This window comes from Magnetospirillum sp. SS-4, assembly GCF_902729425.1.
Lineage (GTDB): Bacteria > Pseudomonadota > Alphaproteobacteria > Rhodospirillales > Magnetospirillaceae > Phaeospirillum.
The window spans coordinates 1-18,554 of record NZ_CACVCH010000049.1 but is presented as its reverse complement, the minus strand read 5'-3'; the positions used below and the strand labels follow the sequence as shown (position 1 = coordinate 18,554).

At 68.6% G+C, this 18,554-nt stretch carries 19 protein-coding genes; 8 read left to right on the top strand and 11 right to left on the bottom strand.

The window, feature by feature from the left end; translation table 11 throughout:
* The first annotated feature begins 22 nt into the window (after window positions 1-22).
* The 6 genes from MTBSS4_RS07160 to MTBSS4_RS07135 are packed head-to-tail and all read left to right on the top strand — an operon-like array spanning window position 23 to window position 5,160.
* The gene (locus tag MTBSS4_RS07160; RefSeq protein ID WP_173982719.1) at window positions 23-757 is read left to right on the top strand and encodes a hypothetical protein; all 735 of its coding nucleotides are present in this window, start codon (window positions 23-25) and stop codon (window positions 755-757) included.
* Window positions 735-2,060 carry a DUF4910 domain-containing protein gene (locus MTBSS4_RS07155; protein ID WP_173982718.1) on the top strand — a complete coding sequence of 442 codons (1,326 nt, stop codon included), beginning with the start codon at window positions 735-737 and terminating at the stop codon, window positions 2,058-2,060. The genes MTBSS4_RS07160 and MTBSS4_RS07155 overlap by 23 nt, the downstream gene beginning before the upstream one ends.
* Window positions 2,032-2,787 (top strand): AAC(3) family N-acetyltransferase, encoded by a 756-nt coding sequence (locus MTBSS4_RS07150; protein WP_173982717.1) that lies wholly within the window; start codon window positions 2,032-2,034, stop codon window positions 2,785-2,787. The genes MTBSS4_RS07155 and MTBSS4_RS07150 overlap by 29 nt, the downstream gene beginning before the upstream one ends.
* 1 nt (window position 2,788) lies before the next feature.
* Window positions 2,789-4,234 carry an AMP-binding protein gene (locus tag MTBSS4_RS07145; protein ID WP_173982716.1) on the top strand — a complete coding sequence of 482 codons (1,446 nt, stop codon included), beginning with the start codon at window positions 2,789-2,791 and terminating at the stop codon, window positions 4,232-4,234.
* Entirely contained in the window at window positions 4,231-4,473 is a 243-nt protein-coding gene (locus MTBSS4_RS07140; RefSeq protein WP_173982715.1) for an acyl carrier protein, read from the top strand. Before MTBSS4_RS07145 ends, MTBSS4_RS07140 begins: the two co-directional genes overlap by 4 nt.
* Window positions 4,474-4,533: 60 nt before the next feature.
* The gene (locus MTBSS4_RS07135; protein ID WP_173982714.1) at window positions 4,534-5,160 is read left to right on the top strand and encodes a response regulator transcription factor; all 627 of its coding nucleotides are present in this window, start codon (window positions 4,534-4,536) and stop codon (window positions 5,158-5,160) included.
* A 12-nt stretch (window positions 5,161-5,172) separates the two neighbouring features.
* Here the strand turns inward: MTBSS4_RS07135 and MTBSS4_RS07130 are convergent, their stop codons facing one another.
* Window positions 5,173-5,958 carry an SUMF1/EgtB/PvdO family nonheme iron enzyme gene (locus MTBSS4_RS07130; RefSeq protein WP_173982713.1) on the bottom strand — a complete coding sequence of 262 codons (786 nt, stop codon included), beginning with the start codon at window positions 5,956-5,958 and terminating at the stop codon, window positions 5,173-5,175.
* The gene (gene hybE, locus MTBSS4_RS07125) at window positions 5,955-6,428 is read right to left on the bottom strand and encodes a [NiFe]-hydrogenase assembly chaperone HybE (protein WP_173982712.1); all 474 of its coding nucleotides are present in this window, start codon (window positions 6,426-6,428) and stop codon (window positions 5,955-5,957) included. Before hybE ends, MTBSS4_RS07130 begins: the two co-directional genes overlap by 4 nt.
* Window positions 6,429-6,637: 209 nt before the next feature.
* Here hybE and MTBSS4_RS07120 point away from each other — a divergent pair, with 209 nt between their 5' ends.
* Both MTBSS4_RS07120 and MTBSS4_RS07115 read left to right on the top strand, forming a co-directional pair.
* Window positions 6,638-7,621, top strand: coding sequence for a Ppx/GppA phosphatase family protein (locus tag MTBSS4_RS07120; protein WP_254432428.1), 984 nt, complete (start codon window positions 6,638-6,640; stop codon window positions 7,619-7,621).
* The gene (locus MTBSS4_RS07115) at window positions 7,615-8,361 is read left to right on the top strand and encodes an RlmE family RNA methyltransferase (protein ID WP_173982711.1); all 747 of its coding nucleotides are present in this window, start codon (window positions 7,615-7,617) and stop codon (window positions 8,359-8,361) included. The genes MTBSS4_RS07120 and MTBSS4_RS07115 overlap by 7 nt, the downstream gene beginning before the upstream one ends.
* 12 nt (window positions 8,362-8,373) lie before the next feature.
* Here MTBSS4_RS07115 and MTBSS4_RS07110 read toward each other — a convergent pair whose 3' ends face one another.
* The 9 genes from MTBSS4_RS07110 to gpmI form a co-directional block, all read right to left on the bottom strand.
* Window positions 8,374-9,636: a pitrilysin family protein gene (locus MTBSS4_RS07110; protein ID WP_173982710.1), complete on the bottom strand. Its 1,263-nt coding sequence runs from the start codon at window positions 9,634-9,636 to the stop codon at window positions 8,374-8,376.
* Complete coding sequence (gene thrC / locus MTBSS4_RS07105; protein ID WP_173982709.1) at window positions 9,633-11,036, bottom strand: threonine synthase; 1,404 nt, start codon at window positions 11,034-11,036, stop codon at window positions 9,633-9,635. Before thrC ends, MTBSS4_RS07110 begins: the two co-directional genes overlap by 4 nt.
* Window positions 11,037-11,092: 56 nt before the next feature.
* On the bottom strand, window positions 11,093-11,527 hold the full coding sequence (locus tag MTBSS4_RS07100; protein ID WP_173982708.1) for a CBS domain-containing protein: 435 nt from the start codon (window positions 11,525-11,527) through the stop codon (window positions 11,093-11,095).
* A gap of 132 nt (window positions 11,528-11,659) precedes the next feature.
* Window positions 11,660-11,869 (bottom strand): cold-shock protein, encoded by a 210-nt coding sequence (locus MTBSS4_RS07095; protein ID WP_173982707.1) that lies wholly within the window; start codon window positions 11,867-11,869, stop codon window positions 11,660-11,662.
* A 191-nt stretch (window positions 11,870-12,060) separates the two neighbouring features.
* The gene (locus MTBSS4_RS07090) at window positions 12,061-12,573 is read right to left on the bottom strand and encodes an RNA pyrophosphohydrolase (protein ID WP_173982782.1); all 513 of its coding nucleotides are present in this window, start codon (window positions 12,571-12,573) and stop codon (window positions 12,061-12,063) included.
* Complete coding sequence (locus MTBSS4_RS07085; RefSeq protein WP_173982706.1) at window positions 12,573-13,988, bottom strand: divergent polysaccharide deacetylase family protein; 1,416 nt, start codon at window positions 13,986-13,988, stop codon at window positions 12,573-12,575. Before MTBSS4_RS07085 ends, MTBSS4_RS07090 begins: the two co-directional genes overlap by 1 nt.
* A gap of 12 nt (window positions 13,989-14,000) precedes the next feature.
* Window positions 14,001-15,401 carry a S41 family peptidase gene (locus tag MTBSS4_RS07080; RefSeq protein WP_173982705.1) on the bottom strand — a complete coding sequence of 467 codons (1,401 nt, stop codon included), beginning with the start codon at window positions 15,399-15,401 and terminating at the stop codon, window positions 14,001-14,003.
* A complete protein-coding gene (locus MTBSS4_RS22710) occupies window positions 15,398-16,897 on the bottom strand; it encodes a murein hydrolase activator EnvC (RefSeq protein ID WP_305792024.1) in 1,500 nt (499 codons plus the stop codon). Before MTBSS4_RS22710 ends, MTBSS4_RS07080 begins: the two co-directional genes overlap by 4 nt.
* Window positions 16,881-18,440 carry a 2,3-bisphosphoglycerate-independent phosphoglycerate mutase gene (gpmI, locus tag MTBSS4_RS07070; RefSeq protein ID WP_254432427.1) on the bottom strand — a complete coding sequence of 520 codons (1,560 nt, stop codon included), beginning with the start codon at window positions 18,438-18,440 and terminating at the stop codon, window positions 16,881-16,883. The genes MTBSS4_RS22710 and gpmI overlap by 17 nt, the downstream gene beginning before the upstream one ends.
* Window positions 18,441-18,554 lie beyond the last annotated feature (114 nt).

Sequence of the window (18,554 nt, the reverse complement as noted above, 5' to 3'; positions counted from 1 at the left end):
GCGGACAAGATGGAGCAATGCCGTGACGCGATCCCGTGACCTGTCCGCCCTGGCCCTCGACGCCCAGCCGGGACGCTGGCCGGAGGAGACGGCGTGGGAAGTCTTCCGCCACCTGATGGAACGGCAGGGACCGCTGCCCGGCGTGGCCGGGGCGCTGGCCGGATACCGCGACACCTTCCGCGACGTTCACGCCAAGATCGCCCGCGAGCACTCGTTCTGCACCGCCCGCTATTATCGGGGCGAGGATGGGACGCCGCTGGTCAACCCGCTCAACATCGAGCACCTGACCCGCCTGCTGCACCCGTTCTCGCGCCGGCTGTTCCTGGCCCAGGCGCCGGAGGCCCTGCTGGACTGCCTGTTCTACGTCATGAAGAGCCAGTGCTGCCTGAACATCTTCTACCGGACCGACGAGATCGATTTCTTCTTTCCCATGCACGCCCTGGGCAGCGTCGTCGGCTATGGCGAATTCGGTCCCTTCATCGTACTGACCCAGAACTGCACCATCGGCCACAATCACGGCCACTACCCCACCATCGCCGGCGGATTGTGGATGGGGCCGGGCTCGGCCATCCTGGGCCGCAGCCGGGTCGGCCGCAATGTCCGCATCGCCGCCAACGCCCTGGTGGTCGACCGCGAGGTTCCCGACGACGTGGTGGTGTTCGGCATCGGCACCGACATCAAGTTCAAGCCGAACGAGCGTGACAACCGGCTGATGGCCCTGGACGGGGGATTCGATGACCTGCCTGCCCAGCCCTGACGAGGTCGAATCCTGGTTGCGCCGGCTGTGGCCGATCATGCGCAGCATCACCGGCGAGGGCCAGCGCCAAACCCACGACATGCTGGGTGAATTGCTGCCGCTCTCCCACTGGGACATTCCGACCGGAACCCCGATCCTGGACTGGGAGGTGCCCCGGGAATGGGTGTTCCGCCAGGCCTTCGTCGAGGACCCGTCCGGCCGGCGCATCCTCGATGCCCGCGACCACACCCTGCATCTGGTCAATTACTCCCACCCGTTCAGCGGCACCCTGGCCCTGGCCGACCTGCAACCGCACCTGCACTCGCTGCCCGACCGCCCCCACGCCATCCCCTACGTCACCAGCTATTACGCCCCGCGCTGGGGGTTCTGCCTGCCCGACGCCCTGCGCGCCACCCTGCCCGAGGGCCGCTACCGGGTGACGGTCGACACCGACCTGATCGACGGAGTCATGCGGGTGTCGGATTGCGTCCTGCCCGGCGACGAGGAGGGCGAGGTGCTGTTCTCGTCCTATACCTGCCATCCCTCCATGGCCAACAACGAGCTGTCGGGACCGCTGGTGCTGGCCTTCCTCCATCGCGCCCTGGCGGCGCTGCCCCGGCGGCGGCTGACCTACCGCTTCGTGCTGGGGCCGGAAAATATCGGCTCGATCGCCTATCTGTCGCGCCATGGCGAGCACCTGCGCCGCCACCTGCTGGCCGGATACGTGCTGACCAATATCGGCGACCGTCAGCCTCTCAGCCTGAAACTGCCGCAGCGGGGCGGCACCCTGGCCGAGCGGGCGGCGCGGACAGCCTTTCGCGACGGCGGCATTCCCCACCGGGTGCTCGACTTCGACCCGCGCGGTGCCGACGAGCGCAATTATTGCTCGCCCGGCTATGATTTCCCGGTGGCGGCGCTGATGCGCGGCTATTTCCAGGAATCGCCCGAATACCATACCTCGGACGACAATCTCGACCATGTCGCCGCCGATTCCCTGATCGGGGCGGTCTCGGCCTGTCTTGATATCTGCCGGGTGCTGGAGGCCAATCGGACATGGCGCAATACCCGGCCATTCGGCGAGCCGTTCTATTCCCGCCACGATCTGGCGCCCACCCTGTCCAGGCCGGATTCCTCGGCCGACCGGCAATTGCTGGCGCGGCGGTGGCTGATGAACCAGGCCGACGGCCGCCGCGACCTCATCGCAATCGCCGAGCGCTCCGGCCTGGGGGTCATGCCGCTGGCCGAGCAGGCCGCCATCCTGGCCGGGGCCGGCCTTCTCGTTCCCGAGGACGATCATGCCGCTGCCCAAGACCGGCCGGGCTGAGCTTGCCCGTCATCTCGACGCGCTTGGCGTCGCCGACGGCGACCGGCTGGCGGTGCATTCGCGGCTGTTGTCGTTCGGCGACCTGGAGGGCGGCGCCGCCGGGCTGGCGGCGATGCTGCGAGACCGGGTCGGCGCCGCCGGCAGCCTGGTGGTGCCCAGCTACACCTTCGACCCCGCCCTGCCCTACGATCCCCGCACCCGTCCGGGCGAAGCCACCGGCGCCCTGTCCGAGCATGTCCGCCAGTTGCCCGGCGCCCGGCGCAGCCGGTGCCCGATTCACAACCACGCCGGCATCGGCCCCGATTCCCGCCTGCTCGACGACAGCGACCCCGGCAGCTCGCTGGGCGAGGGATCGGATTTCGACCACATGATGCGTCGCGGCTTCAAGCTGCTGCTGCTGGGCTGCGGCTTTTCCGAGGGCTGCACCTACCTGCACCATGTGGAGGCGCTGGCGAACGTCCCCTATCGCCGCTGGGTCTGGGTGGAGCGGCGGGTGGTCGATTCCGGCGGGCACGAGCGGACCGTGCGGCTGCGCTATTTCGCCCGTTCCGGCGAGGATATCGCCACTGATTTCGAGCCGGCGGCGCGGGAACTGAGCCGGCGGGGACAACTGCGCTCGGCCCCTTGCGCCTTCGGCGGCAGCCATTGCTGCCTGCTGTCCGACCTGCACGCCGCCGCCATGGACCTGCTGGCGGCCGATCCCCATGCCCTGACCCGGAGGGAATGACATGGACGTGGTCGGCCGCCTGCTCGACGTCGCCGCCCGCCACCCCGACGCCCCGGCGGTGGTGGAACAGGGCGGAACGGCGAGCTACCGCGATCTCGTCGCCCGCGCCGCCGGCATGGCCGCCGCGCTGGCCCGGTTCGGCCCCCATCCCCGGGTGGCGATCCTGCTGCCCCAGGGGACGGACGCCTATGCCGCCATGTTTGCCACCCTGATGGCCGGCGGCTATTACCTTCCCTGCAACGCCGCCTCGGTTCCGGCCAGGCTGGAGACCATCTTGGATCTGTTCCGGCCGGACGTGGTGATCGCGTCGGAAACCGGGGGGCTGTCACTGCCGGAGGGGTGCGAGGCGATGCCGCCCCCGCCGCCGGCCGCCGCTCCGTTTTCGCCCAGGCCGCCCCACCGGCTGGCCTACGTCATCTTCACCTCGGGCAGCACCGGCCTGCCCAAGGGAGTCATGATCCCTCGCCATGCGCTGAACCACTATGCCGCCTGGGCGCTGGAGGCGATGAATCCGGGACCGGGGGACCGCTGGTCGCAGCATCCCAATATCGGCTTCGACCTCAGCGTGCTCGACGTCTATGGCGCGCTGTGCTCGGGCGCCGCCCTGCATCCGCTGCAATCGGCGATGGACCGCATGCTGCCGGGCCGCTTCGTCGCGGCGCGGCGGCTGACCATCTGGAACTCGGTGCCCAGCGTGATCGACATGATGGCCAAGGCCGGCGACCTGACCCCGGACCGCATGGCTTCGGTCCGCCTGTTCACCTTCTGCGGCGAACCGCTCTACGCCGCCCAGGCGGCCGCCCTGCTGGCCGCCAATCCCGCCGCCGCGATCCACAACACCTACGGCCCCACCGAGGCGACGGTGTCGTGCACCCTGGCACGGCTGAATGAAGCCGGGCCGACGTCCGGAAGCGGCGACACCGTGGAACTGGGCGCCGCCATTCCCGGCATGGGCCTGCACTTGCTGCCCACCGACCAGGGCGACGAACTGGCCATCAGCGGCCCCCAGTTGGCCGACGGCTATTGGCTGGACGAGGTCCGCACCCGCGAGGCCTTCCGCGCCATCACGGTGGATGGACGCGAAATCCGGGCCTATCTCACCGGCGACATCGTCCGGCGGGATGCCGGAAACCGGCTGTTCTTCCAGCACCGCCGCGACACTCAGGTCAAGATTCGCGGCTATCGCCTGGAACTGGACGAGGTCAACGCCGCCATCCGGGCGCTGGGGCATCCCGAGGCCGCCACCGTACTGGTGGACGGACGGCTGCACGCCTTCGTCCCGGCCTCCGGCGGGCTGGACGTGGACGGCCTGCGGCGCGCCCTGGAAAAGCGGCTGGATTCCCACGCGGTTCCCGGTACCATTCACCCGGTGGCGGAGATGCCGCGCAACGCCAACGACAAGATCGACCTCGCCGCCCTGCGGCGGCTGGTCCAGGAATCGTCATGACCGAGTTGCCCGCCCCCCGTTCTCTTGTCGCCGCCGCCCTGGACTGCCGGCCGGATTCCATAACCGCCGACAGCGGCCTGGGACGCCATCCCGCCTGGGACAGCGTCGGCCATCTGGCGGTGATGCTGGCCCTGGAGAGCCATTACGGCGTCGCCCTGTCGGATGAGACCATCCGGCGCTACGACAGTTTCGCCGCCATCGCCGGACGATATGGGGAACTGTCGGGTCAAACGTCTTAGGACCCTTGATGTATGGGGATATCTCGGCGATGATCCTGGCGGGTGTCGAGGAGAGCTGACGTGACGGTTCGCATTGTTATTGCCGAGGATCAGCAGCTGGTCCGTCAGGGACTGGTGGCCCTGCTGGCGGCTGACGACGTCGCCGTGGTCGGCGAGGCCGAGGACGGCAAGGCCGCCATCGCCCTGACCCAATCCCTGCTGCCCGACGTGGTGCTGATGGACCTGTCCATGCCCGAACTGGACGGGGTCGAGGCGACCCGCCGCATCAAGCAGTTGGCCCCCAAGGTCAGGGTGCTGGTGCTGACCACCGCCAATTGCGAACGCCGCGTCGCCGAGGCGCTGGCCGCCGGAGCCGACGGCTACGCCCTGAAGAAGCTGGGCCACGGCGAACTGATGACCGCCATCACCGCGGTCTGCGCCGGCAAGACCTATCTGGGGCCGGGCCTGTCGGCGGATCTGGTCCGGGAATACCTGGAGGAGACCGACGGCAACGCCGCCCTGACCCCGCGCGAGAGCGAAGTTCTGAAGCTGATCGCCCAGGGGCTGAAGAATCGCGAGATCGCCGATGAACTCGGCATCGCCGTCAAGACGGTGGAAACCCACCGCACCAAGATCATGCAGAAGCTGGACCTGCACAATTCGGCGGAACTGACCGCCTATGCCCTGCGCCGCGGCCTGATCGAATAGGGCGCGTTCCGGTCACGGCAATTCGCACAACACCCGCAGGCCGATATTGTAGCTCCACGCCCGGCCATCGTTGCGGGCACGGGCCGAGGCGCGCGACATGGTGGAGAAGTAATACCACGAACCGCCCTTGATCACCCGGTCGCGGCAGGTCGCGGCGTCCTCGCCCGAGGGCGCGGCGTGTGTCGCCGTCCAGCACGAGCGGGTCCATTCCCACACATTGCCGTTCATGTCGTGCAGCCCCCAGGGATTGGGCGGATAACTCGCCACCGGAACCGAACCGTAGGGATGATCGATGGCGGCCGAGCAATCGCGGCAATTGGCGTTGCCGTCGCCGGTCTGGTCGCCCCACCAGAAGCCGGTACGGGTGCCGGCGCGGGCGGCGTATTCCCATTCGGCCTCGTCGGGCAGGCGGCAGGCAAGGCCGGACCGTCTGCCGACCCAGGCGGCGAAGGCGGCGGCCTCCTCCCAGGTCATGTTGATGGCGGGCCGTTCCCCCCTGCCCCAGCCATGATCGTCGAGCCCGCCCCGGCAGGCGCCATCGTCGGCGCATGCCTGCCACTGGTCGAAGCTGACCTCGGTGACACCGAGGGCGAAGCGGCGGGGAATGCCGACCGCCACCTCCGGTTTCTCCGACTTGGCGGCGGTGCGGGCGTCGCCCATGATGAAGTCGCCGGCCGGAACGATCGCCATGGGCGGACAGCCCGGACAGGGAACCAGCATCTCCGCCGCCTGCGCCGGCAAAACCGCGCCCGACAACGGCAGCAGCAGGAGAAGGAGAAGAAGAACGAGCGTCCTCATGGCCCTTTGTTGACACCCCAGCCAAAGCCGCATTCGCCGCCCGGTTCCTCACCCGGCTCCAGGAAATAGGGACCGACGGCGGCCCAGGCGGTGGTGGAGGCCGAGGCGTGATCGGGAAACTGGCCCATGGGCGAATGAATGGAATAAGACAGATAGGGGCCGACATCGTCGACCTCGCCGATCACGAACACCACCTGCCCCTTGGGCAGGTCGATGCGCCGGCGCGAGCCGACCTCGGCGTTCTCCAGGCTGGTGGAGGCGTCGGCGGGCAGCATGACGAAATTCATGAACCACGGCGTCACCAGCACCCCGGCCAGCCAGCCGTTCCATCGGCGAAAGCCAACCGCTTCCACCTGAAGCGCGGGATTGTAGAGGCCGAGATCCTTCATCCGTTCCTCGCCGATGCGTCCGAAGACGGTCACCAGATGCTGGATGCGGCTCTGGTCGGCGGGCAACAGCGGATCGGCCATGAAACTCTCCTGGTCTGCGAGATGAAGGCGGATGGTAGAGATTGCCGGAAGGAGACGCAACCGCCCCCCGCGATTCCAGGAAGGAGGCCTCGCCGTTCCGGGGGGAGAGCGGGCTTCCCTGCCGGCGGCAATCCGGGGTAACATCCGCCGCCCGTGCCGTCCAGGTCCCGCGCCGCGTTCCAGAGCACCCTTTCCGAGTCATCCCATCCATGTCGCCTGCCCCGCTTTACGCCGCGCTCGACCTTGGCACCAACAATTGCCGCATGCTGGTGGCGCGTCCGACCCAGCGCGGTTTCCGGGTGGTGGACGCCTTTTCCCGGGTGACCCGGCTGGGCGAGGGGCTGTCCGCCTCCGGCAGGCTGTCCGAGGCCGCCATGGAGCGTACCCTCGACGCGCTGGAAGCCTGCGTCGTCAAGATGGAGCGCAATCAGGTCAACCGCGCCCGCCTGGTGGCGACCGAGGCCTGCCGCCGCGCCAGCAACGGCGCCGAATTCACCGCCCGCATCCGCGAGCGCACCGGCCTGATCCCCGAGATCGTCTCGCCGGCGGAGGAGGCCGGACTGGCCATGACCGGCTGCGCCTCGCTGCTGGACCCGCATGTGCCGTGGGCGCTGGTGTTCGACATCGGCGGCGGCTCCACCGAACTGGTCTGGGTTCGCAACGCCCCGTCCGGCCAGACCATCATGGGCACCCAGTCCATTCCGACCGGCGTGGTGACCCTGGCCGAGCAATGGGCCGCCGAACTGGCCAGCAACGCCGGCTATGCCGCCATCGTCGAGCGGATCGGCAGCGCCTTTCGCCCGTTCGAGAGCATTCACGCCATCGCCGCCATGATGGCCGGCAATCTGGTGCAGATGCTGGGAACCTCGGGCACCGTGACCACCCTGGGGGCGCTGCATCTGGGGCTGGAACGCTATGACCGCTCGCAGGTGGACGGGCTGGATCTGTCCTTCAAGGATATCGCCGCCGTCACCCGCCGCCTTGCCGCCATGACCCAGGACGAGCGCGCCGCCCACCCCTGCATCGGCCCCGAGCGCGCCGATCTGGTGGTGGCCGGTTGCGCCATCTTGGAAGCGGTCTGCCGGCTGTGGCCGCTGGGGCGCCTGAAGGTGGCGGATCGCGGCGTGCGCGAAGGCGTCCTGCTGGGTATGATGCGCGAGGATACGGCCGGAAAGGCGAAGAGGTCATGGTGAACGGCGGCGGCAGGAAGAAGGGCGGCGGACGGGCGACGGGGTCGGCGCCGGGAACCTCGCGGGAAATGACCGTCAGGGTCAAGACCGCCAAGCGGCGCAAGCTGTCGTCGACCCTGTGGCTGCAACGCCAGCTCAACGACCCCTATGTCCACGAGGCCAAGCGCCAGGGCTATCGCTCGCGCGCCGCATTCAAGCTGATCCAGCTGGATGAACGCTTCCATCTGCTGAAACCCGGCCTGCGGGTGGTGGACCTGGGGGCGGCTCCCGGCGGCTGGACCCAGGTGGCGGTGCAGAAGATCAACCCCGACGGCCCCAAGGGCGGCATCGTCGTCGGCATGGACATCCTGGAATGGGACCCGGTGCCGGGGGCCATCACCCTTCAGGGCGACTTCCTGGCCGACGACGCCCCCGACCGGCTGAAGCAGGCCCTGGGCGGCCCCGCCGATCTGGTCCTGTCCGACATGGCCGCCCCCACCACCGGCCATCCGTCCACCGACCATCTGCGCATCATCGGCCTGGTGGAGGTGGCCTTGCACTTCGCCATGGAAGTGCTGTCGCCGGGCGGCGCCTTCGTCGCCAAGGTGTTCCAGGGCGGCACGGAGAAAACCCTGCTGGACCTGCTGAAAAAGAACTTCGCCAGCGTCCGCCACGCCAAGCCGCCGGCCAGCCGCCAGGGCTCGGCCGAGACCTACGTGGTCGCCACCGGCTATCGCGGCGGTTCGCCGGACGGGCAGGACTGAGCCGAAGCCGGCTCAGTTCTTGAGGCGGGCCGCCACCCGGTCGTAGTCTTCCACATTGGCCAGCGGGCCGATGGCGGCAAAGGTGGGGGAGCCGGCGAACAGGCGACGCGCCACCCGGGCGCAATCCTCGGCGGTGATGGCCTCGACCTTGGCGACCACCTCGGCCACCGGCAGCGGCCGGCCGTAGACGGCGATCTGGCGGGCCAACTGCTCGCAGCGGGACGTGGTGCTTTCCAGGCTCATCAGGATCGAGGCCTTGAGCTGGGCGCGGGCACGATGAACCTCTGCCTCGCGGACGCCGCCGCCTACCTTGACGATCTCGTCGCACATCACCGGGATCAGTTCCGCCACCTCGTCCTCGCCGGTGCCGGCATAGACGCCGAACAGGCCGCCATCCGCATACGACGAGGCGAAGGAATAGATGGAATAGACCAGGCCGCGCTTTTCCCTCACCTCCTGGAACAGCCGGCTCGACATGCCGCCGCCCAGCAGGGTCGACAGCACCGAGGCGCAATAATAGTCGGGATCGTCGTAGGCGACGCCATCGAAGCCCAGCACGACATGGACCTGCTCCAGGTCGCGGTCCTCGCGGAAATCGCCGCCCCGGTAGCGGGCCGGCTGGGTGGTCGCCTCCAGGTGGGGCGGCAACCCGGCGAAGGCGGTCTCGGCTGCCGCGACCAGGGTGTCGTGATCGATGCGGCCCGAGGCCGACAGCACCATGCGCGACGCCGAGTAATGGTCGCGCATGTAGCCCAGCACGCTGTCGCGGCTCATGGACCGTACCAGCGCCTCGGTCCCCAGCACGGCGCAGCCCAGCGGCTGGTCGGGATAGGCCACTGCCTGGAAATGATCGAAGATGATGTCGTCGGGCGTGTCGATGGCCTGGCTGATCTCCTGGACCACCACCGCCTGCTCGCGCGCCAGTTCCTCGGAATCCAGCACCGAGTGCTGAAGAATGTCCGAGATGATGTCCAGCGCCAGACCGGCATCCTCCTTCAGCACCTTGGCGTAATAGGCGGTGTGGTCGCGGGCGGTATAGGCGTTGAGGTGGCCGCCGCAGGAATCCATCTCCTCGGCGATATCCTGGGCCGAACGCCGCTCGGTCCCCTTGAAGGCCATGTGCTCCAGCAGATGCGACACGCCGTTGATCTCGGCCGGCTCGTGGCGGGTGCCGGCCTCGACCCACACCCCCACCGACACGGTCTCCACCGTGTCCATGGGATCGGTGACCACCTTGAGGCCGGAGGAAAGAACGGTCTCCCGGATTGTGTTCATGCCCCGGTCCGTCCGGCGAAGGCGCGGACATAGGACTTCAGCGCGTCGACATCGTTGGCCATGGAATCCATACGTTCGGCGCGCTGGAACAGGTCGGCCATGTGCGCGGGCAGGCCGGGGCGGATGCCGGTCGCCCTTTCGACCGCGTCGGGAAACTTGGCCGGATGCGCGGTGGCCAGAGCCACCACGGTGGCGTCCTTGCGGGAATGCCCCTTGAGAGCGGCGGCCACGCCGATGGCGGAGTGGGGGTCGAGACTCTCGCCGGTCGAGCGCTTCAGGCTGCGCATGGCGGCCAGGGTCGCCTCGTCGTCGAAGCGATAGGCCTCGAACACGTCCCGCATGGACGACCACGCCCCCTGGGGCATGACCATGGCGCCATGACCGCGGAATTCGCCCATCAGCCGGTCCACGGCGGCGCCGTCGCCGTTCAGCGCCAGATACATCAGCCGCTCGAAATTGCTGGAGACCTGGATGTCCATGCTGGGAGACAGCGACGGAACCACGCCCTCGGTCTTCATCACGCCGCCCTCGAAAAAGCGGGTGAGGATGTCGTTGGCGTTGGAGCCGACGATCAGCCGGTCCACCGGCAATCCCATCAGCCGGGCGGCATAGCCGGCGAAGACGTTGCCGAAATTGCCGGTGGGAACCGAAAAGCTCATGGGGACGTCGGGGGCGCCCAGCGCCACCCCGGCGGCGAAGTAATAGACGATCTGGGCCATGACCCTGGCCCAGTTGATGGAATTGACCGCCGACAGATTGATCTCGTCGCGGAAGGCGGCGTCGTTGAACAGGGCCTTGACCAGATCCTGACAGTCGTCGAAGGTGCCGTCCACCGCCAGGTTGCGGACATTGGACGACAGCACCGTGGTCATCTGGCGGCGCTGCACCTCGGACACCCGCCCCCGGGGATGCAGGATGACGATGTCCACGGCGGCGCGGTCGCGGCAGGCCTCGATGGCGGCCGAGCCGGTATCGCCCGAAGTGGCGCCGACGATGGTGACGCGCTGGTTCTTCTTTTTCAGCACATGGTCGAACAGGCGGCCGACCAGTTGCAGGGCATAGTCCTTGAAGGCCAGGGTCGGGCCGTGGAACAGTTCCATGACCCACTGGTTGTGGCCGATCTGGCGCAGCGGCGCCACCGCCGGATGGGTGAAGCCGCCATAGGATTCGGCGCACAGCCGGGCGAGATCGGCGTCGTTCAGACAGCCCTCGACGAAGGGGCGCATGATCCGCGCCGCCAGTTCGGCATAGGACAGGCCGCGCATGGCCCTGATCTCGGCGGCGGAAAACACCGGCCAGCTTTCGGGCAGATACAGGCCGCCGTCGCGGGCCAGACCGGCCAGCAGGACGTCGTCGAAATCAAGAACCGGTGCTTTCCCGCGCGTGCTCACATACTTCAAGGCACAGACTCTCCGAAAATGGGGTCGGATACACTACCCAGGGACGGCCGGATGGGCTAGCCCAGAATCTCGCCCAGTTCCGCCTTGGCCTCGGCCTCCCGCTCGAAGGCGCTGAGTTCCGAGCCCAGGGCGTCGCGGATGGAGATCATGCCGATGGGGCGGCCGTCCTCCACCACCGGCATGTGGCGGTATCCGGCGTCGCTCATCATGTGCAGGGCGTGGCCCAGCTTGCGGTCGGCGGTGATGGTGGCCGGATGGGCGGTCATCACCGCCGCCAGCGGCGTCGTCTCGGGGTCCAGCCCCTCGGCCAGCACCCGGAACAGGCCGTCGCGCTCGGTGAAGATTCCGGTCAGCCGGCCATCCTCCACCACCATGACGGAACCGACCCGATCCTGCTTCATCCGACGGGCGGCCTCCCGCACCGAGGCATCGGGCGCCATGGCGAGGATGGCCTGATTCCTGATGACGTCCTTGATCAGACGGGGCGGCATGGCGGTACTCCCTGCGATTGTCGGGTCATCTTCTGAGTATGGCCCCGGAACGCGCCGTCATCAATGCGGCGGACACGAAAAAGGGGCGCGGCCGAGCCGCGCCCCTTCATCTTCATCCGGAAACCGGCAGGCTCAGATGGCCTTCAGGTTCACGGCCGAGGTCTTGCCCTTGCGGGGGTCGCGCTCGGTCTCGAACGACAGCTTCTGCCCCTCGTTGAGGTTGCCCATGCCGGCACGCTCGACGGCGGAGATGTGGACGAAGACGTCGGCGGAGCCGTCATCGGGCTGAACGAAGCCGTAACCCTTGGTGCTGTTGAACCATTTCACGGTGCCAGTCGGCATGGAACTCTCCAGTAATAGCGGTATCGCCCCGCACAAAGTCATGCGGGGGTTCGATCAATCGACCAGCGATGTCACACGAAGGCGGCACCGGAACCTGTCAGCAGGTTCCCACGGTAGGAAGAAGGACGGACCGACCATGGGCCAGTCCCCCGCAGATTACAAGCTTAATCGGCAAGAGCCCGACGGCGGCGTCACCCGGGCCGTCGCCCCATCGCCCGCGCGACCGGCAGGAATTCGGCCACCACGCGATCGTAAAGCGCCCGCTTGAACGGAACGATAAGCTCCGGTACCCGGGCCAGATCCATCCATTGCCACCGGCTGAACTCGGGGTGCGCGGTCGCCAGATCGATATCGGCATCGGCGCCGGTGAAGCGGGCGCAGAACCATTTCTGGGATTGCCCCCGATACCGGCCCTTCCAGACCTTGTCTGCGATGTCGGGCGGCAGGTCGTAGGCGATCCAGTCGCTGGATTCGGCGACGATCTCGGCCTTGTCGGTGCCGATCTCCTCCTTCATCTCGCGCAGCGCCGTCTGGCGGGGAGCCTCGCCCTCGTCCATGCCGCCCTGGGGAAATTGCCAGGCGTCGTCCGGAGTGTCGATGCGCTGGGCGACAAAGGCCAGCCCACGGGAATTAAGCAGCACCAGACCGATGCCGGGACGGTAGGGACGCTGATCCAGGGGCAGCAGCTTGCGATCTTTCGACATCATGACTTTCCTGGCGCGGGAGGCGGAACCACCACGGCGGAGGCCGGGGTCAGCACCAGTCCCTGGCCCTCCAGATCGTTGATCCAGGCCATCAGGCGGGCCAGCGACAGCGGCCGGGCGGTGACGGCGGCGACGGCGCGTCCCTTGGTGCGGGCGGCGATGCTGACCTGATTGAGCCGCATGTCGATGGCCTCGCGGAACGGATCGCTGTCCACCACCCCGGCGACCGGCGCGATGGCCGGCACCCGGTCGGGCGGCGCGGCGCCGGAACCGATGAACATCAGGCCGTGATCGCGGACCACCCCCAGGGTTCCCGCCATCTGCGGCGAGGCGGCGTAAAGTCCGCCCAGCGACACCAGCCCGGCATAGCCCACCGCCTTGGCCATCACGGTTTCCAGGCGGGTCAGGTTGGATTCCGGCGACAGCGAGGTCAGCAGGCCATAGGGGCCGGGATCACGGTTGGGATAGCCCGAGGCCTCGGCCGGCAGCACCAGCAGCACCTCGTGGCCGAAATCGCGGGCCTTCTTCACCCACTTGTCCAATGACGGGGCATAGGGGCTGAAGGCCAGGGTGACCTCCGGCGGCAGCTTGGCGATGGCGGCCTCGGTCGCGGCCTTGTCCAGCCCCAGATCCACCACCACCACCGCCACCTTGCCCTTGTCGGCGGGACCGGACCACGGCCGGGAATAGACCTGCCAGGGCTGACGGCCGTCGGGGCCGGGAAACGGCAGGTCGCCCGCCTGGGTCTTGCGCAGCAGATCCTTTGCCGGAGCGGGGGGCAGCGGCTTGGAATCGCCCTTGACGCCGGCCAACTGGTCGAAGGTGGGCGGCTTGTCGGCGGTGCGGGGCGACGGCTGGGTGGGAATCCCCGATGCGTCCACCGGCGCCGCCTTGGCGGCCGGCGGCGGCGGCGCAGATCCGGCCTCCAGCCGGGCCAGCGCGTCGGCCTCGGGATCGGGAGACGACGCGGGCGGTGGAGACGCGGCGACAGCCGGCGGCGGAACACCGGAAGAAGGCGCGTTGGGTGGCGGCGCATCGGCGGGCGGAGTGTCGTCGGGGATCGCCTTGAGGATGTCTCCGCGGCCAGAAACGCCGGGCGGCGTCAGCAGACCGCCGCCGATGGCGACGGCGGCCGGAGCAGCCTCGCCCTTGCCCGCCTCGCCCTTGCCCGGCAACGACATGGACAGGCGCGGTTCCGAATCGGCGATGTCCAGCAGGCCGATCAGGTCGCGGATTTCGTAATTGGAGAACAGATAGACGGCGCCGCCCAACCCGCCGCCCAGCACCAGCACCAGAAGACCGGTGAGGATGGGTTTGAGGTTGAGCGACTTCTTCTGCGGGTAGTCGTCAACGACGATCTCGGGCGGTGAATCCTCGTCGAGGTCGTCGAGATCGTCGTGACGGTCACCGGCCATGAACGGCAAGCCCTACCGGGCGGCCGGACGATAGACCGACAGTCCGCGCAGCAGGTCCAGCGCCCGCGCCAGCTGATAGTCCTGGGCGGGATCGCCCAGCTTGATGGGAGCGGGCGTCTCGGGCTTGCCCCCGGGCGCGGCCGGATCGGCGTGCGGCGTGACGGTGGCCGCCTTGTCCTTTTCCTTCTGCTCCCGCTCCTTCTGCTCCTTCTCCCTCAGCTCCCGGTCCTTGTCGGGATTCTTGCCGCCGTTGGGATTGGGCAGGGCCTTGCGCAGCGAGGCCTCGCTACGGCGCTCGCGCTCGGCCCCGGCGATGGGCTCGATCTTGGACTGGGCGACCTTGATGTCCGGTTCGATGCCGACCGCCTGGATGGACCGGCCCGACGGCGTGTAGTAGCGCGCCGTGGTCAGCCGCATGGACCCGTGGCCGGGCAGCGGAATCAGGGTCTGGACCGACCCCTTGCCGAACGAGCGGGTGCCCATGATGACGGCGCGCTTGTGGTCCTGGAGGGCGCCGGCGACGATTTCGGACGCCGAGGCCGAGCCGTCGTTGATCAGCACCGCCAGCGGCAGCCCCTCGGCGATGTCGCCGGAACGGGCGTTGAAGCGCTGGGTGTCCTCGGGCCGGCGCGAGCGGGTCGATACGATCTCGCCCTTGTCGAGGAAGGCGTCCGACACCGCCACCGCCTGATCCAGCAGGCCGCCGGGATTGTTGCGCAGGTCCAGGACGAAGCCGGTCGGGGTCTTGCCGATGTCCTTCTTGATCTGGGCCACCAGCCGCTTCAGGTCGTCATTGGTGGTGGCGCTGAACTGCGACACCCGGATGTAGCCGATGTCGCCATGGACCTGGACCTTGACGGTCTGCACCTTGATGATCGCCCGGGTCAGCTTGACGTCGAACGGAGCATCGATGCCGATGCGGCGCACCGTCAGCTTGATGTCGGTGTTGGGCGGTCCGCGCATGCGATCCACCGCCTCGGACAGCGACAGCCCCTGGACCGGCTCGCCGTCCAGGTGGGTGACGAAATCGCCGGGCTGCATGCCGGCGCGATAGGCGGGGGTGTCGTCGATGGGGGAGACCACCTTGACCCAGCCGCCTTCCATGGACACCTCAAGCCCCAGGCCGCCGAACTCGCCACGGGTCTGGATATCCATATCCTTGGAATTCTTGGTGTTCAGGTATGCCGAATGGGGATCGAGCGAGGTCAGCATGCCGTTCAGGGCCGCCTCGATCAGTTCCTCCTCGTTGACCGGCTCGACATATTCCGAGCGGACCTTGTCGAAGACCTCGGCGAACAGGTCGAGAAGCCTGTAGGTCTCCTTGCGCTCGGCGGCGCTGGCGGAAACGGGGGTGAGGGCGGTCGTCGACAGCAGAGCAACGGTTCCCGCCGCCATCATTATCTTGCGAATCATCCACTGGCCTTACTTTTTTGTGCCATGAGCCAAGGCAACGGGTTGACCGGCTGGCCGCTGCGGCGCAGCTCGACATAGAGTTTGGGCTTGGCGTCGTCCTGCCCCATTACGCCGACGGGCTCTCCCGCGGCAAGTCTCTGACCGACCGAGCAGTCGAGCTGAGCCATTCCCGCGAGCAGCGTATGATAGCCCTCGCTGTGTTCGATGATCAAGAGCAGGCCATAGCCCCGGAACGGGCCGGCGAACACCACCTGTCCCTCGATGGGGGCGATGACCTGGGCCGCCTTGCGGGTCAGGATGGAGATGCCCTTGTTGACGTGGCCGACCTCGTTGGTCCGCCCGAACCCCTCGACCACCTTGCCGCGGGCGGGAAACAGCAGCTTGCCGCGCGACTGGCTGAACGGCACCTCGCTCTTGACCGGCCGGGTGGCGGCGGCCTCGCGGGCGGCCTGCTCGGCGTCCCGGGCGGCCTGCTGCGCCGCCAGTTGCTTTTCCTTGGCCTCGGCCTGGGCCTTCAGCTCTGCCTCGTGCGCCGCCTGGGCCTGGGCCTGCTCGCGCTCGCGGGCCGCGGCCTGGGCCTTGGTCAGTTCGCGCTCGCGGTCGGCGGCGGCCTGCTGCTGCGCCCGCAACGCCGCCTGTTCGGCCTCGCGGGCGGCCCTCTCGGCAGCCAGTTCGGCCTCGCGGGCGATACGCCGGGCGGCGGCCTCGGCGTCGCGGGCGGCCCTCTCGGCGGCGGCCTTGGCGGCCGCTTCCATCAGCCGGCGCTCGCGCTCTTGTTCCAGCCGGGCCAGCAGGTCGCGCAGATCCTCGGCCTGACTGGCCAATTCCGACAGCCTCAGTTCGGCGGCGCGGCGCTCCTGCTCGGTTTCCTGATGAACCACGCTCTTGCGCTCGAACATGTCCTTGAGGCGGATATGCTCCTTTTCCAGATGGCCGGTGGTGATGGCGATCTTCTGGTGCTGTTCGCCGATCTCGGCGCGCAGCCGGGTGACTCGGTCGATGTCGACCTTGAGGTCGCGGGCCGATTGCTCGATCTGCGGCACCGCCGCGCGCAGCAGGATGGCCGAGCGCACCGTCTCGGCCGGAGTCTGGGGCTGGGCCAGCAGCGCCTCGGTCGGACGCCAGGCCAGACGCTGCAAGGCGGTCAGCACGCCGACCATCTGCTGCGAGCGGCGCTTGAGCGCCTCGGAATCGGCGATCTCGCGGGTTCGCAGATCCTCCAGCCGGATTTCATGCCCGGTCAGCATATCCTCGCTCTCCTGGGCGGCGCGGGCGGCCCGGACCATCTCGGCCCGCAGGCTGTTGGTCTCCTGGGACAGGGCGGCGGCCTTGCGCCTGATCTCGTCGTGCTCGGCGCGGAACCGTTCCAGTTCGCCTTCCAGTTCCCGCAGGCGCTGGCCGGCATCCACCGGCCGGTCCCAACTGGCCAAAGCGGCGCCGCTCCCGCCCGCGAGCAGGATGATGGCGACGGCGGCGGAGCTAAGCCACCGCCGCACGTCGGACCAGCAGGGAATGCCCGCCCATCTCGGCGGGCTGGGCCAGCCCCAGCAGCGCCAGCATGGTGGGCGCCACGTCGGCCAGCCGGCCATCGGCCACGCCGTCGATTCCGGCCGGCGGTGCCACCAGCACCAGCGGCACCGGACCGGTGGTATGGGCGGTATGGGGCTCGCCGGTGGCCGGGTCCCTCATCTGTTCGGCGTTGCCGTGATCGGCGGTGACCAGCATGACGCCGCCCGCCGCCTTGACCGCCGTCTCCAGCCGGCCCAGGCAGGCATCGACGGTCCGCGCGGCCTTGATGGCCGCGTCGAGGAAGCCGGTATGGCCGACCATGTCGCCATTGGCGTAATTCGCCACCACCACGTCGAAGCGCCCCGATCCGATGGCCTCGACCAGCCGGTCGGTGACTTCGGCCGCCGACATCTCCGGCTGGAGATCGTAGGTGGCGACCTTGGGGCTGGGCACCAGGATGCGCTCCTCGCCGGGAAACACCATCTCGCGCCCGCCGTTGAAGAAGAAGGTGACGTGGGCGTATTTCTCGGTCTCGGCGATGCGCAGCTGGGTCAGGCCGGCGCCGCTCAGCACCTCGCCCAGGATGTTGGCGAGCGATTCCGCCGGAAATAGCGCCCCCAGCAGGGCGTTGAGGTCCTTGGAATATTCGGTCAGGCCCAGGCTGGCGGCGAAAGCCGGCCGTCTCGGCCGTTCGAAGCCGTCGAAGGCCGGGTCCAGCAGGCTGGCGAGAATCTCCCGCGCCCGGTCGGCGCGGAAATTGCCCATCAGCAGGCCGTCGCCGTCCTTCATGCCGCCATAGCCCCCGATCACCGTCGGCAGCGCGAATTCGTCGGTCTTGCCGGCGGCGTAGGACTGGGCGACCGCGCCGATGGCGTCGGCGGCGGTCTCGCCCCGGGCCTCGACCATGGCGTTCCACGCCAAGGCGACCCGGTCCCAGCGCTTGTCGCGGTCCATGGCGTAATAGCGCCCCGACACCGTGGCGATGCTGGCGTCATGGCCCCTGATGTCGGCCTCGAAGCGTTCCAGGTATTCCCTGGCCGAGGACGGCGGCACATCGCGGCCGTCGAGGAAGGCGTGAACCCTGACCGGCACCCCGGCATCGGCGACGGCGCGCGCCAGCGCCGCCAAGTGGTCCTGGTGGGAATGGACGCCGCCGGGGCTCAAGAGCCCCATCAGGTGGCAGACCCCGCCCCGGGCCTTGACCCTGGCGATCAGGTCCAACAGCCCCGGATTGCGGGCCAGCGATCCGTCGGCGACGGCGGCGTCGATGCGCGGCAGGTCCTGCATCACCACCCGGCCGGCCCCCAGATTCATGTGCCCGACCTCGGAATTGCCCATCTGGCCGTCGGGCAGCCCCACCTGAAGGCCCGAGCTATGCAGCAACGAATGGGGATAGGCGCCGAGGAAGCGGTCCCAGTTGGGGGTGTCGGCCTGGGCGATGGCGTTGTCGGCCCGCTCCTCCCGCCAGCCCCAACCATCGAGGATGCACAGGACCAAGGGACGCGGACGGGAAAAAGGCGCGGTAGACATGGAAGCGACCATTGTAGGAAAAAGCTGGAGGCAGACTATACCCATTCCCGCGCATTCCGCCAGCCCGAGGGGAAGGCGCGAGACCGCCCACAGCGGTAGTGTCTCAGTTTGAAA